The 15,048-nt window shown below is 64.4% G+C and carries 11 protein-coding genes; 6 read left to right on the top strand and 5 right to left on the bottom strand.

The features are described from left to right. Window positions 1-109 precede the first annotated feature (109 nt). Entirely contained in the window at window positions 110-2,572 is a 2,463-nt protein-coding gene (locus AC0L3K_RS18560) for a putative bifunctional diguanylate cyclase/phosphodiesterase (RefSeq protein WP_219683828.1), read from the top strand. On the opposite strand, the gene AC0L3K_RS18565 is transcribed toward AC0L3K_RS18560, so the two are convergent. From AC0L3K_RS18565 to thrS, 3 genes are all read right to left on the bottom strand, one after another. Further along, window positions 2,558-3,826, bottom strand: coding sequence for a serine hydrolase domain-containing protein (locus tag AC0L3K_RS18565; protein WP_473366566.1), 1,269 nt, complete (start codon window positions 3,824-3,826; stop codon window positions 2,558-2,560). The genes AC0L3K_RS18560 and AC0L3K_RS18565 overlap by 15 nt on opposite strands. Window positions 3,827-3,889: 63 nt before the next feature. After that, a complete protein-coding gene (locus AC0L3K_RS18570; protein ID WP_007602608.1) occupies window positions 3,890-4,453 on the bottom strand; it encodes a nitroreductase family protein in 564 nt (187 codons plus the stop codon). A 93-nt stretch (window positions 4,454-4,546) separates the two neighbouring features. Further along, the gene (gene thrS / locus AC0L3K_RS18575; protein ID WP_219683827.1) at window positions 4,547-6,628 is read right to left on the bottom strand and encodes a threonine--tRNA ligase; all 2,082 of its coding nucleotides are present in this window, start codon (window positions 6,626-6,628) and stop codon (window positions 4,547-4,549) included. 186 nt (window positions 6,629-6,814) lie between these two features. Between thrS and AC0L3K_RS18580 the strand changes: the two genes are divergently transcribed. Beyond that, complete coding sequence (locus AC0L3K_RS18580) at window positions 6,815-7,987, top strand: MFS transporter (protein ID WP_219683826.1); 1,173 nt, start codon at window positions 6,815-6,817, stop codon at window positions 7,985-7,987. Window positions 7,988-8,079: 92 nt separating this feature from the next. After that, complete coding sequence (locus AC0L3K_RS18585; RefSeq protein ID WP_219683825.1) at window positions 8,080-8,472, top strand: hypothetical protein; 393 nt, start codon at window positions 8,080-8,082, stop codon at window positions 8,470-8,472. A gap of 33 nt (window positions 8,473-8,505) precedes the next feature. Here AC0L3K_RS18585 and AC0L3K_RS18590 read toward each other — a convergent pair whose 3' ends face one another. Next, a complete protein-coding gene (locus AC0L3K_RS18590; protein WP_007602614.1) occupies window positions 8,506-9,849 on the bottom strand; it encodes an alpha/beta hydrolase in 1,344 nt (447 codons plus the stop codon). Window positions 9,850-10,178: 329 nt separating this feature from the next. On the opposite strand from AC0L3K_RS18590, the gene AC0L3K_RS18595 reads away from it, so the two are divergent. Next, the gene (locus AC0L3K_RS18595) at window positions 10,179-11,546 is read left to right on the top strand and encodes an APC family permease (protein ID WP_007602618.1); all 1,368 of its coding nucleotides are present in this window, start codon (window positions 10,179-10,181) and stop codon (window positions 11,544-11,546) included. A 2-nt stretch (window positions 11,547-11,548) separates the two neighbouring features. Beyond that, entirely contained in the window at window positions 11,549-12,763 is a 1,215-nt protein-coding gene (locus tag AC0L3K_RS18600) for a hypothetical protein (RefSeq protein ID WP_219683824.1), read from the top strand. 19 nt (window positions 12,764-12,782) lie between these two features. Here AC0L3K_RS18600 and AC0L3K_RS18605 read toward each other — a convergent pair whose 3' ends face one another. Then, complete coding sequence (locus tag AC0L3K_RS18605; RefSeq protein WP_007602622.1) at window positions 12,783-13,346, bottom strand: helix-turn-helix domain-containing protein; 564 nt, start codon at window positions 13,344-13,346, stop codon at window positions 12,783-12,785. A 356-nt stretch (window positions 13,347-13,702) separates the two neighbouring features. Here AC0L3K_RS18605 and AC0L3K_RS18610 point away from each other — a divergent pair, with 356 nt between their 5' ends. Next, window positions 13,703-15,016, top strand: coding sequence for an MFS transporter (locus AC0L3K_RS18610; protein ID WP_219683823.1), 1,314 nt, complete (start codon window positions 13,703-13,705; stop codon window positions 15,014-15,016). Window positions 15,017-15,048 lie beyond the last annotated feature (32 nt).

Consider the following 15,048-nt stretch of genomic DNA (forward strand, 5'->3'; position numbering starts at 1 on the left):
CCGACTTTAAACTGTCATAATCGCCGAACGGAACCCGCGCTCGTGCGCTCTTTACACGCCGTTAAGCGCGGCTGCATTGGATGCAGCGGAAAGTGCGTTGGGGACTGCCATGAGTGCCGTGAAGAAAGTGTCGGGAAAACCGGCCGCCGAAATGTTCGACGACATCCCGGTGCTTCAGCGCAAATGGCGTGCCGCGTTGAAGCCGGGCGAACGGCTGCCGCGCTACGAGGACGTGATGCTCGGCAGCCTGGGACGGCTCGCCGACCACATCGCGCTGCTCAAGGGCGACGGCGCGCTCGAACTGTCGCGCAGCGGACGCTACGTGCAGAAATGGCTCGGCGAAGAGCGCTGGGACATCCCGGTTGCCGCGCTCTCGCCCGATTGCGCTACCGCGCTGTTGGAAGCCGCGGCGAGCGCGCTCGCCAACGGGCGGCCACACCTGGCCAGCGCCCATTGCGTGCGCGACGGCATGGTCAGGACGTTTGATGTGCTGGCGCTTCCGACCGCATCGCGCTGGGGCGCGACGCTGGTCGGCGCCTACATCAACGAACGCGGCGCGCAATACAATCTCCTGGACGCGATCTTCGCTTCGACCGACGACGCGGTGGTCTCGCTGGCGACGCTGCGCGACGCGGATGGCAAGCCGTTCGATCTCCAGGTCGTGCACCACAACAAGAGTGCGGCGCTGCTGCTGAAGGCCGAAGGGGCGAGCCTGCTGTGGCGCCGCATCGGCGAGGGGGACACGCTGCTGGCCTCGGTTGAAGTCATGGAATTCTTGCTCAAAGCCGTCTCCGGCGGTCGCGGCGAGCAGCTCGAGATCGAGAGCGACGGACGCCATCTCCGGCTGAGCGCCACCGCGTTTGCCGACGTGGTCTCGCTGACGATCTCGGATGTCACTGTGTTGAAGCGGCGCGACGCCTCTTTCCGCCTGCTGTTCGACAACAACCCGATGCCGATGTGGGTGTTCGACGCCGCGAGCAAGCAGTTTCTCAGCGTCAACGACGCCGCGGTCCAGCATTACGGCTACAGCCGCGCCACCTTCCTGCGCATGAAATTGCACGAAATCTGGCCGCAGGACGAATGGGGCAGCCACGCCGAGGCGCTCGAACGCGTCGGCGACGCCTATCACTCCTCGCGCAACTGGCGGCATCTGCGCGCCGACGGCAGCGAGATCGAGGTGCTGACCTTCGGCCGCCGCGTCGCCTTCGACGATCGCGACGGATATCTGGTCGCGGTGGTCGACATCACCGAACGGCGCAAGGCCGAGGCGCGGATCGCCCACATGGCGCACCATGACGGGCTCACCGATCTGCCGAACCGCGAATATTTCCAGGAGCGCTTGAAGCAGGCGCTCGACCAGGCCAGCGGAAAGCGGGTCGGCGTGCTCTACCTCGACCTCGACCTGTTCAAGAACGTCAACGATTCCTTCGGCCATCCGGTGGGCGACCGCCTGTTGAAGGAGGTTGCCACCCGTCTGAGCACCGCGGTCCGCGGCGCCAATCTCGCGGCCCGGCTCGGCGGTGACGAGTTCGCGGTGATCCTGGCGGCCGACGTCACGCCCAACGAGGCCAGCGCCTGCGCGGGCTTGCTGATCGACCTGCTGAAGGCGCCCTACGAGATCGAGGGTCAGGAGATGGTGATCGGCGCCAGCATCGGCATCGCGCTATCGCCGGGCGACGGTACGACGTCGGAAGAGTTGATGCGCAACGCCGATATGGCGCTGTACCGGGCGAAATCCGACGGCGGCGGCGTGCATCATTTCTTCGAGCGCGAGATGGATCTGCAGGCGCAGAAGCGCCGTGACATGGAGCTCGATCTGCGCCGCGCGTTTGCCAATGGCGAGTTCGAGCTGCACTACCAGCCGCTGGTCTCGATCGCCTCCGACCGCATCTCCGGCTTCGAGTCGCTGCTGCGCTGGCATCACCCCGACAAGGGCATGATCTCGCCGGCGGAGTTCATTCCGGTCGCCGAGGACATCGGCCTGATCACCCAGCTTGGTGAGTGGGTGCTGCGCGTAGCTTGCTCCGAGGCGGTGAAATGGCCCGTCGACGTCAAGGTCGCGGTCAATCTGTCGCCGGCGCAGTTCCGAAGCCGCAATCTGGTTCAGGTCGTGATCTCGGCACTGGCGCAGTCCGGCCTGTCGCCGAAGCGGCTCGAGCTGGAGATCACTGAGTCGATCTTCCTGGCCGAGACCGACGCCAATCTCGCCATCCTGCATCAGTTGCGCGAGCTCGGCGTCAGCATCTCCATGGATGATTTCGGCACCGGCTATTCCAGCCTCAGCTATCTCCGCAGCTTCCCCTTCGACAAGATCAAGATCGACCGCTCCTTCGTCAAGGATCTGGCAGGGCGGCCCGATTGCGTCGCGATCGTTCGCGCGATCTCGGGGCTTGGCCGCAGCCTCAACATCACCACGACCGCGGAAGGCGTCGAGACCGAGGATCAGCTCGCGTGGTTGCGCGCCGAAGGCTGCAACGAAGTGCAGGGCTTCTTGTTCAGCGCTGCGCGGCCCGCGGCCGAGATCGCAAAGCTGCTCGCCGATTTCGGCCAGCGTGCTTCACGGGCGGCGTAACTCGGACGGATAACAATCATAGACCAGCGCTTTGAAGGCGGGCGTGATGCGGCTGCGTTCGTTCTGGGTCTGCTGCATCAGCAGGTAGACCATGTCGAGCTTGGGATCGACGCCGAAATAGGTGCCGCTGCCACTGTCCCATTTCAACTCGCCGAGCGAGCCCGGCGGCGGCGGTCTGGCGTTGCCGGGATCGGTCCGCACCGCGAGGCCATAGCCATAGCCGAAGCCGTCGCCCGGAAAATAGAAGTAATCGCGTCCGACGCCCGAGCCCGGCCCGACGTGATCGGTCGTCATGGCCTTGAACGCGGCGGGGCTCAGATAGCGTTTGCCGTCGAACTCGCCGCCATTGAGCAGCATCTGCGCGAAGCGCTGATAGTCGGTGATGGTCGAGAGCAGCCCGCCGCCGCCGGACTGCCATTCGGGATGGTCGAGGCGCTCGCGCTCGGCGGCGAGCAGGATGTTGTCGTTCGGCAGCGGCCGCGCCATCCGCGCGAGCTCGTCCTCGGTCGCCAGCGCGAACTTGGTGCTGCTCATGCCGAGCGGATCGAAGATGCGCTGCTTGAGGAATGCGTACAGCGTCTGGCCCGAGATGATCTCGATGACGCTGCCGAGCACGTCGGTGGAATGACCGTAGCGCCACAGGGTCCCCGGCTGCCGCGCCAGCGGCAGCTTCGCGATGCGTTGGGCGAATTCCCTGTTGTCGAATTGACCTTCGAAGATATTGGCGGCCTTGTAGGCCTGCTCGACCCATTTGCCCCCGATGTAGTCGTAGCTGATGCCGGAGGTGTGCCGCAGCAGATCCTCGATGTTGACGGGACGGATCGGCGCCACGAGATCCAGATGCAACTTGCCGTCGGGATTGGTGACCTCAAGTCCCACCTTGGTATCGGCAAAGAGGGGAACGTATTTCGACACCGGGTCGGTGAGCGCGAGCTTACCCTCGTCGATCAGCATCATCGCGCCAAGGCACGTGACCGGCTTGGTCATCGAGTGGATGGCGAAGATCGTATCGGGCGTCATCGCGAGGCCCGTCCTGGTGTCGCGCACGCCGAAAGTCTTCAGATAGACCGGCTTGCCGTGCTGCTGGACCAGGACCACGGCGCCCGGCAGCCGGCCGCTCGTCACCTCGTTGTCAAAGTACGCGGTGATGCGGTCGAGCCCCTCGGACGACGGAGCGGGGATGTCGGCGGCGCGGGCCCGCGCCATCGTGCCGGCCAGCAGCGCGGCTCCGACCAGAAATTCACGACGCTTCATCCGGGCTTCCTCCCTTGCCGGGATCAAAGCCGCAAGACGTCGAAGGCGTCAACACGCCTTCGATTAAAATCGCGTCACGATTTCGGAAAGGACCGGTCGCGGACGGTCCTCGCTCGGCCTGGTCGGCTTGCCGATATGGACGAAGCCGGCGAGTTTCTCGTCCGGTTTGAGGCCGAGGCCATCCAGCACGTCGCGATCGAACGCGAACCAGCCGGTCAGCCAGCACGCGCCGTAGCCGAGCGCGGTCGCGGCCGTGACGATGTTCATGACGCTGGCGCCGGCCGACAATTCCTGCTCGAAGGCCGGCACCTTCGGATGCGGCTTGGTGAAGCTGACGATGCCGATCACCAGCGGCGCATCCGTGAGGCGCTTGCGCTCGGTCTCGACATCGGCCGCCGCCGCGCCGGGATTCTTCCGGGCAAACACCTTCGCGATCACCTCGCCGGCGCGCTGGCGCGCATCGCCCTCGAAGATGATGAAGCGCCAGGGCGCGAGCTTGCCATGGTCGGGCACGCGCGCGCCGATGGTGAGGATGGTCTCGAGCTCGGCCGGGGAGGGGCCGGGTCCGGACATCTCGCGCGGCTTGACCGAGCGGCGGGTCTTCAGGAGTTCGATGGCATCGGGCACTGCGGTTTCCTCTTCGGCTGGTCGTCGGGCGTGCAGTCCCCACATAGGAATGCACGCCCGCAACCGAAAGCGAGTTTAGACCGATTTCAGATGTCAGGCCGCGCCGCGGCTCCGCTTCACATCCGGCGGGGTCGCCTCGTCGACGAGGGCGGCGATGGCCTCCGCCGTCGTCGTCACTTGCTGACCGTCGCTGCCGAGCCGGCGGATCGAGACCGACTGCGTCTCGGCCTCTTTCTTGCCGACCACGAGCAGTGCCGGAATCTTGGCCAGCGAATGCTCGCGGACCTTGTAGTTGATCTTTTCGTTGCGCAGGTCGATCTCGGCCCGAAGTCCCGCACGCCGGACTTGCTCCAACACCTGCTTGGCGTATTCGTCGGCTTCCGACGTGATGGTGGTGACCACCACCTGCACCGGCGACAGCCAGAGCGGGAAGTTGCCGGCATAGTGCTCGATCAGGATGCCGATGAAGCGCTCCATCGAACCGCAGATCGCGCGGTGCACCATGACCGGCGGCTTCTTGCCGCTGTCGTGGTCGATGTAGAACGCACCGAACCGTTCCGGCAGGTTGAAGTCGACCTGCGTGGTGCCGCACTGCCAGTCGCGGCCGATGGCGTCGCGCAGCACATATTCGAACTTCGGCCCATAGAAGGCGCCTTCGCCCGGATTGATCTCGGTCTTGATGTGATTGTTCTGCGACTGGATCTCGCGCAGCACCGTCGCCATCACGCGCTCGGCGTGATCCCACATCGCGTCGGTGCCGACGCGTTTCTCCGGCCGGGTCGACAGCTTCACCGTGAGATCGCCGGTGAAGCCGAAATCGGCGTAGGTCGACAGGATCAGCTCGTTGATCTTCAGGCACTCGTCGGCGAGCTGATCCTCCATGCAGAAGATGTGCGCGTCGTCCTGGGTGAAACCGCGCACGCGCATCAATCCGTGCATCGCGCCGGACGGTTCGTAGCGGTGCACCACGCCGAACTCGGCGAGCCGCAGCGGCAGGTCGCGGTAGCTCTTCAGGCCATGCTTGAAGATCTGCACGTGGCCGGGGCAGTTCATCGGCTTCAGCGCGAACCAGCGCTTGTCCTCGGCCTCCTCGCCGGCCGACTGCGCCGCGAACATGTTTTCGCGGTACCAGCCCCAATGGCCGGAGGTCTCCCACAACGACTTGTCGAGGATCTGCGGGGCGTTGACCTCGCTGTAGTCGCCGGCGAGGCGTCGCCGCATATAGGCGATCAGCTGCTGGAAGATGGTCCAGCCCTTGGCGTGCCAGAACACGACGCCCGGGCCTTCCTCCTGGAAGTGGAAGAGGTCGAGCTCGCGTCCGAGCTTACGATGGTCGCGCTTCTCCGCTTCCTCGATCTGCTTCAGATAAGCGTCGAGGTCCTCCTGCTTGGCGAATGCCGTGCCGTAGATGCGAGTCAGCATCGGGTTGTTGCTGTCGCCGCGCCAATAGGCGCCGGCCACCTTCATCAGCTTGAAGGCGTTGCCGACCTTGCCGGTCGAGGTCATGTGCGGGCCGCGGCAGAGATCGAACCAGTCGCCCTGGTAATAGATTTTGATCGGCTCGTTGCCGGGAATGGCGTCGACCAGCTCGACCTTGAACGCCTCGCCCTTGTCGCGGAACACCCGTTTGGTCTTTTCGCGATCCCAAACCTCCTTCGTAAAAGGCTTGTCGCGCGCGATGAGCTCGCGCATCTTTTTCTCGATCGCGGCAAAGTCTTCCGGCGTGAACGGCTCGTTGCGGAAGAAATCGTAATAAAAGCCGTTCTCGATCACGGGGCCGATGGTGACCTGCGTGCCCGGCCACAGCGTCTGCACGGCTTCGGCAAGCACGTGGGCGCAGTCATGGCGGATCAGCTCGAGCGCGCGCGGATCGTCGCGGTTGATCAGCTCGATCCTGGCATCGGCTTCGATGGGATCGTCGAGGTCGGAGATCACGCCGTCGAGCGCCATCGCGACCGTGCGCTTGGCCAGCGACGGCGAAATGCCCTTGGCAAGTTCAAGGCCGGTGATGCTCTTGGCGTATTCGCGCCGGGCGCCGTCGGGGAAGGTGAGGGTGATTTTTTCCGGCGGGGTCACGGGTCTCAAATTGCTGAGGCTGTACTGAAAGCCGGATTCGGATTTGGGCTGCTCGGACTTGGATTGGTCCTTGGATTGGTCCGTGGGCTGGTCGGTCATGGCATGTCTCCTGAGGCTCACTCCTGCGAACGAGCGCAGGTAAGCGGGAACGAGCGATATATCAGGCGATTCGGCCTGCGCAATCCGGCATTTCCAAGAAAACGGCGCGCAAAAGCGGGGGCGCTGCACGAACTATTCCGGGCAATGCCCTTTAACTGGTCGCAAGGCGGTTCTACATGCGTTTGCATGGAAAATGCACGCGCCGGCCGTTTCGCGCCAACCGCCCTGATGCTCGGCAATCTCGTCACCGGCTGCTCGGTCTTGGCACCGGCCGGCATGCTGCCGGAATTGGCGACGGGGCTCGACGTCAGCATCCATGCGGCCGCGCTCCTGATCACCTTCGGGGCTGTCATCCTGTGCATCGGCTCGCCGCTGACGGCCTGGCTCACCAGCCGCATCGAGCGCCGGGCGCTGCTCACCACGACGCTGGCGGTGCTCGCCTTTGGCAACCTCGCTTCGGCCTTTGCGCCCGACTATGCAAGCCTCCTCGTCATCCGCCTGGTGCTGCTCGCGGTCGGCGCGCTTTACACGCCGCAGGCCGCCGGCACGGCGGCGCTGATCGTGCCGGTGGAGCGTCGCGGCAGCACGATTGCCTACATCTTTCTCGGCTGGTCGCTCGCTGCCGCCGTCGGCCTGCCGCTGATCACCTTCATCGCCAGCCGCTATGGCTGGCGCGCGGCCTATGGCGGGATCGGCGCGCTCGGTTGCGTCAGCCTGCTGCTGTTGCTGATGCGGCTGCCGGCGGGCTTGAAGGGGGCGCCGGTGGACCTGAAGACCTGGAGCGCGGTCGGTCGCAACAGAACGATCCTGCTGCTGCTTGCGATCACGATGTTGCAGATGTCCGGGCAGTTCGTGGTGTTCACCTTCATGGGGCCGCTGCTCAACAAGCTGACCGGCGCAGGGCCCGATGCGATCGGCCTGGTGTTCGCTCTCTATGGCGTCTGTGGCTTCCTCGGCGTTGTCATCGCGACCCGCATCGTCGACACATCAGGACCCTATCGCACCTCGCTGTTGTTCACCTGCCTGCTGCTTGCGGGGATCACGGGCTGGGCGCTCGGCGCCGGTACGCTCGCGTTGATGGCGGGTGCGGTCGCGATCTGGGGCCTCGGCTTTGCCTCGACCAATTCGATGCAGCAGGTGCGGCTGGTCTCGGCCGCACCATCGCTGGCATCGGCGACTGTCGCACTCAACACCTCCGTCCTCTATATCGGCCAGGCGATCGGCTCTGCCGTCGGTGGACTGTTGTTCGCCCGCGGGCTCCTGCACACGCTCGGCTTCGTCGCGGTCGGTTTCGTCGTGGTCGCGCTGATCCTGGTGGTCCTGACCCGGCCCCAGCCGGCAACTGCCGCCCCGGCCTGAACGGAAGCGTGTCCGTGTGCGCAAGGTGCTTGGCAAACCGCGCGCGGGAGCGCTAGAAGGCGAGGCATGGGGACCAAAGAGGGTTGACTGAAATGAGGATGATTCTGGCGGTTGTCGCGGTGCTCTATTCAGCCTCCGCTTTCGCGCAAGCCGACAAGCCACCGCCGATGGTCGGGGACAAGCCGTTGGTGCAAGTCAAGCCCAAGGGCACCAAGGCGGGGACCAAGGAGGCGGCGGCCAAGCCGGCCGCGGCGCCGAAGGGCAAGCCACAATCGATCGCGGCGCGGCTCCAGGCTTGCCTCGACCTCGATGACGGCACCAAGGACCGGCTCAATTGCTACGACGCCGTGATCCCCCCGGCGCCAAAGCCGAAGCCGGCGAAGGCCAAGGGCTACGCCGATTGCCGTTTCTTCAAGGAAGAGGACGAGCGGCTGGCCTGCTTCAATGGGTTTGCCGAGAGCATTCCGAAGCTGCCAAAGAGCTGAGCGACAGACGTAGGCTTAGCGAGTCACGTCCAATCAGCGACTCGATGCGGATGACGCCGTAGCTGCGACGCGCGTCAGCGCCAGTGCCGGCGTCGCTGACATCTTCACCAGCACGTCCTTGAGCGGATATTGCGTCCAGGCGCGATTGACATAGTCACGATGGGTGATGCCGTCCCCGGTTTCGACGAACACCACGCTGCCCGGACGCAAGGGGCCGTCCATGTCTTCGGAGACGGTGATGCCCTTCTGCCGCAGCGTGCTCATCAGTTCGCGGTCGCGCCGCGCGGTGTAGCGGGTGTAGGAGCTGACGAAGAAGCCGGAGCGGTGGCTCTCGATCCATGAGGCGAACTTGTCCATCTCGCCATAGACGGCGTCGAGCAACACGACGCCGCGGACGCGGTCGCTGATGCCACCAACCTCGAGACTCCAGGCGGTCGGCAGGAAGCCGCCGCTGTAGCCGACGATCACGATCGGCATGTTGGCGAAGGCGCGGGCGCTGTTGGGATCGCCCGTGAGCCGGGCCAGATGGTTCGCCGACTCGTCGATGAAGCGCTTGAGGCCGCCGGCCTGCCAGAATTTTCCTGCGCTGGAATCGGCGGCGTCGACCGCCATCTGCGGTGCGAGCAGGATGGCATTGGCGCCGGAATCGGTGATCTGTTGCGGCACCAGCTGGCGGTCGCGCACGTCGCGCTCCAGCGTCGCGCCATTGCCGTGGAAGAACACCACGATCACGCCGGGCTTCCGCACGTCGAAATGTTCGGGCACGTGCATCAAGACGCGGTTGTCGTTGTAAGTCTCGTCCTGCCAGAACACGCGCCCGGAATAGCTGCGGTGGCCGCGGCGGTCGCCCTTGGAGATGTTGAGGAATGGCGCGTCGGAGGCAGGGTTGTTGCCGAAATAGGGGAAAGCTGACGATTTCATGCTGACGAGCGTCGTCAGGTCCTCGCGTGGCGGACGCTGGTAGGGGGCCTGCGGCGCGAGCGAAGCGACCTTGTAGGGCGCCTGCTCCGGCTGCTGCTGCACGGCGCGCTTGGGTGAGAAGTCGGACATCTGCCGTTGCAGAAAACCCTCGCTCGCGGATGGGAAGCGCTCCTTGAACTGGGGGGCCGGGAAGCGATCCTCGAACGTGTCGCCGCTTGCGACTTGCTGGCTTGTCTTCGCGACGACCTGGACGTTGGCTGGGACGTTGCCTTGGACATTGGCCTGCGAGTTCGCCGCGAGCGCTGCCGGATTGGGCGCCTTGCCGCATTGAACCAGCGTCAGCGACAACGGCACCAAGGCTGAGATCAGAGCGGTCCGAAGCGCACGACCGCGTGCGCCGGACGTGGTCCGGTCGGCGCGGATGTCAGCTCTCGGTTTCGGAACGGCCCCGACCATTCACCCATGACCCCAAGTCATGACCACAAGTCCATCGGCAATCATTAAGGCAATTGAGCCGACGGGCGTTTAGGCGACGTTAAGTGTCCGGAGAAACTTCCCCACATCCGGAACGCTCGAAGGGACCACGCAATCGTGTCGTGATTGTGGGGGGGGGAGGCGGGATGTCCCGGTGTTTACGAAGCTTTATTGCCCGGATGGTGCATTAATGGTGCTGCAGTACCGATTTGGCCCCGCCTCATTTAACCCTTGTTAACCCTGCTTGAATTGACTGGACCGAGCTGCACGATGCTTCCCACGAGGCGTGACGCCTGAGGTTGAGGACGGCGATGACGGCATCAGATGCGGGTACTGCACCCTGGACCGGCCGGCTGACCGGACGCGGGTCGGGGGTCTCCGTTCTGGTCGCAACCGCCATCGTCGTGGCCGACATGATCGGGGTCGGCGTCTTCACCAGCCTCGGCTTCCAGGTCAAGGACATCCCCTCAGGCTTCTCGATCCTCTTGCTGTGGACCGTCGGCGGCATCGTCGCGCTATGCGGGGTATTCTCCTACAGCGAGCTCGGCGCGATGTTTCCGCGCTCGAGCGGCGAGTACAATTTCCTCGGCCGCGCCTATCATCCCGCCTTCGGCTTTCTCGCCGGCTGGGTGTCGGCGACCGTTGGCTTTGCAGCACCCGTCGCGCTCGCCGCGATGGCCTTCGGCGAATACGCCAAATCGGTCGTGCCCGGTGTGCCGCCGATCCCGCTTGCCATCGCCGTGGTGTGGCTGGTCTCGCTCGTGCAACTGACCGGGGTCAGGCACTCCTCGACCTTCCAGTTGATCTCGACCATCCTGAAGGTCGTGCTGATCGTTGCCTTCCTGGTTGCAGGATTCATTGTCGGCGTGCCGCAGCCGATCGCCTTCACGCCGCAGGCGGGCGATCTCGCGCATATCGTCAGCGCGCCCTTCGCGATCGGGCTCGTCTTCGTGATGTATTCGTTCTCGGGCTGGAATGCCGCAACCTACATCATCGGCGAGATGAACATGCCGCAGCGGGACCTGCCGCGTGCGCTGCTCGCGGGCACGCTGATCGTGCTCGTGCTGTACGTCGCGCTGAATGCGGTGTTTCTCCATTCGACGCCGGTCGGCGCGCTCGCGGGTCAGCTCGACGTCGCCAGCGTCGCCGGCAGCGCGATTTTCGGCAATCTCGGCGGCCGGATCGTCGGCGCGATGATCTGTTTCGGCCTGATCTCCTCGATCAGCGCGATGATGTGGATCGGCCCGCGCGTGATGATGACGATGGGGGAGGACATTCCGGCGCTGCGCGTGTTCTCGCAGAGATCGGTGCGCGGCGCGCCGGCCTATGCGATCCTGTTTCAGCTCGCCGTCGCCAATCTGCTGCTGTTCACGCGCAGCTTCGAGGCCGTGCTCGACTTCATCCAGTTCGCGCTGCTGTTCTGCTCGTTCTTCACGGTCGCCGGCGTCATCAAGCTGCGCATCACGGATCCCGATTTGCCGCGGCCCTATCGCGCCTGGGGATACCCGTTCACGCCGCTCGTTTTCCTGCTCGTGACCGGGTTCATGATGTACTATTTGTTGACCGAGCGGCTCGTGCAATCGCTGTCGGGGATGCTCGTCATGCTCTCGGGCCTGTTGATTTATGCTGTTTTCCGCAGGCGGCCGGTCGCCGCTGGCACGTCACACAATCGCGAATAGACATGTTTCGACCCATGAGAATTGCGGCCGTGGCTCTCGCCTTGCTGGCTGCGGCCGTCCCGTCCGCACGTGCTGCCGAGGCAACCTTCGACGACACCGCGCGCTTCCTCGCGGGCATGCAGCCTTCGGCGGATTCGCCGCTGGTGCCGCTCACAAAGGACCCGGGCTGGCAGCGCCACGCGAGATTCTTCGACGGCGCCTTCGCCCAGCTTGAGGAGCGCCAGCTCTCGAAGATCCGCAACTGGGCCGACGTCAATCTGGCGGCGCCCAGACCGACCATGTTTTATTTGTTCAGCGGCCCCGACTTCCTCTACGCCAACGCCTTCTATTCGAAGGCCAGCACTTACGTGCTCGGCGCGCTGGAGCCGGTCGGTGCGGTGGCTGACCTGACGCGATTGCCACGCGGTTCGGTCGGCGCCGCGCTCTACAATGTCGAGCGCTCGCTCGGCTCGATCCTGAGTTTTTCCTTCTTCATCACCAAGCAAATGAAGGTCGACCTGCACACCAACCAGGTCAACGGCACCTTGCCGATCCTCTACGTCTTCCTCGTCCGCTCCGGCAAGACCATCCGCAATGTCGAAATGGTTGCACTCGACGACAAGGGCGGGATGCATGTCGGCAACGACAACCCCGGACCGAACGCGACGCGCGGCGCCCGCATCACCTTTGCAGGCCCCGACGGCGAGGCGCGCACGCTGTATTATTTCTCGACCGATCTCTCCAATTCAGGTGCACGCGCAGCCGGCTTCCTGAAGTTCTGCGAGACGCTCGGCCCCGGCAACAGCCTGATCAAGAGCGCGTCTTATCTGCTGCACTCCGGCAATTTCACCGTCGCGCGCGACTGGTTGCTCGCCAACAGCGCGACCATCGTCCAGGACGATTCCGGCATTCCGCTTTCGAGCTACAATTCGCGGCAATGGCGCTTCTTCCCGTTCGGCCGCTATCTCGGACCCATCAGCGAATTTCCCGGCCGCTACCAGGAACGCTACGCCGCGCTGTTCACGCGCGCCCAGCCGATCGATTTCGGCGTCGGCTACCGCTGGCGGATGCACGAATCGAACTTGCTGCTGGCGGTGAAGGTGCCGGCAAGCGAGACAGCCCCCGGCGCGGAGACCACCTCGTCCGCCGAGCCCTCGCCGAAACCACCGCGTCCGAAGCGGCCACGTCCGCCCGAGCCGGTCCCGCCGCCACCCGGGCGCTTTTTCTGGTCCCGCTAAACCTGGTGCTCGGCCGGCGTTACGCCGCCGGGCTCTGGGCGACCACAACCAGGACCTCCGCCTTCTGTCGGCCGAGGCTCCTGACCTCGTGCGGTGTCTCGCCTGAAAAATATAGGCAATCGCCCTTGCCGAGGACGAGTTCTTCGCCGTCGAGCTTGATCGCGATCTTGCCGTTGATGACAAACAGCAACTCCTCGCCCGCATGCGAGGCGCGCGTCGCCGACTTGTGCGGCGGGCTCAGGAGGAACGGCTCCATCATCTTGCGGGTGCGGCCGGTTGCCAGTGGCACTACGCCAAAGGTGTCCTGAAACAGCGGCACGCTGCCGCCTTCACGGCGGAACAGCGTGTAGCGCGGCGCGGGCTCGGCGTTCGGGTCGAAGAAGGTCGCGACGTTGACCTCGAGCGCGGCTGCCATCCGTAGCAGGGCGGCGAGCGAAGGGATCTTCAGGTTGCGCTCGACCAGCGAGATATAGCCGCGCGTGAGATCACTCTGTTTGGCAAGCTGGTCCAGTGTCAGGCCCTTGGCGATGCGCGCCTGGCGAATGTTGGCCCCGACGGCTGCCGCTTTGCTGACGTCAAGCACGCATGAGTCTCCCGAATTGCTGACGTCTCTTTTGCAACAGATGCCGCTCGACTGCCAGTCCGGCGGGTGCGCGCTGTCCCTTCCGTGTACGCGCCGGCTGTATTCCAAAGGAAAACATATGTGCAGAAATTTAGAGCAAGGTCGCAGATATTGTAAGCAAAGACTCTGGTTTATCGCCTAAATCAGCTCAATTAAAGGGCAATAAGCGTGCTTTGCCGCTCCGGACGGCATTTGCCGCGTTCCGCACCGTTGATTTCCAATAGTAAACATGATCGATTTTTACCGTCCGGCTGCCGATGGGCTCCGCGGACAGAACCAACTGCTTTCCCTGGCGCCGGTACTTTTTGGAGACATCGATGACCGTAGCAGACGACGTAACCCTGAACGTAGCCCCGGACGAGGCGGCGAGCTTGCGGCGGATCGTGTGGTCGAGCGTGATCGGCACCGCGGTCGAATGGTACGACTTCCTCATCTACGGCACGGCGACCGCGCTGGTCTTCAACAAGGTCTTCTTCGCTGCCGGCAACCCCGCGCTCGCCACGATCGCGGCCTTCGGCACTTATGCGGTCGGCTTTCTGGCGCGACCGCTTGGCGCCGCGATCTTCGGTCACTACGGCGACAGGGTGGGCCGCAAGGCGATGCTCGCGATCACGATCATGGTGATGGGCATCGGCACCTTTCTGATCGGCTTGCTTCCGACCTATCAGCAGATCGGGATCGCCGCGCCGCTGCTCTTGATCGGCCTGCGATTCCTCCAGGGCATTGGCCTCGGCGGCGAATGGGGTGGTGCGGTGCTGATGGTGGTGGAGAATTGTCCGACGCACCGCCGCGGCCTGCTCGGCAGCATGGTGCAGGTCGGCAATCCCATCGGCAATCTCGCCGCGATCGGCATGTTTGCGCTGGTGGCGAGCCTGCCAGAAAGTGAGTTCATGTCCTATGGCTGGCGCATTCCGTTCCTGATCTCGATCTTGCTGGTCGGCGTCGGTCTCTACATCCGCCTCAACATGGAAGAGACCGTGGCCTTCCGCCAGGTCCAGGCCAAAAAGGAGGTCGCAAGTCTGCCGCTGGTCGAGATCTTCAGGCATCACCGCCGTCCTTTCTTTACCGCGGTCGGACTGAAGATCTCGGAGATCGCCTATGCCAGCATCGGCGGCGTGTTCGTGATGTCCTACGCCACCGCGAATCTTGGCTTATCGCGTACGGTGGTGTTGAACGGCGCCTTCGCGGCATCGCTGGTCGCGCTGCTCGCCATTCCGCTGTTCGGTTGGCTGTCCGACATCGTCGGGCGCAAAAAGATGTTCTATGCAAGCTGTCTGTTTTCGGCGCTGTTTGCCTTTCCGCTGTTCTGGCTGCTCAACACCCGCGATCCCACCATCGTCATCTGGACCATCGTGGTGGCGATTACTTTCGGGCAGATGGTGATGTTCGGCATCGGCGCGCCCTGGTACTCCGAGCTGTTTTCCGCGCGGCTGCGCTATAGCGGCGCCTCGCTCGGGTTCCAGGTCGGGGCCGCCATCAGTGGCGGATTGACGCCGCTGATTGCGGCGGCTCTGATGGGCTGGAGTGGCGGCGCCACCTGGCCGGTTTCGCTGCTGCTGATTGGCTGCGCCGCCATCACGGCGACCGCGACCACGTTCGCGCCGGAAATGGCGAACAAGGAACTGACCTGATCCCGCGGCGCGCCGCTGCCGGCGGCGCGCCA

The sequence above is a fragment of the Bradyrhizobium sp. MI1.10 genome, assembly GCF_055811035.1.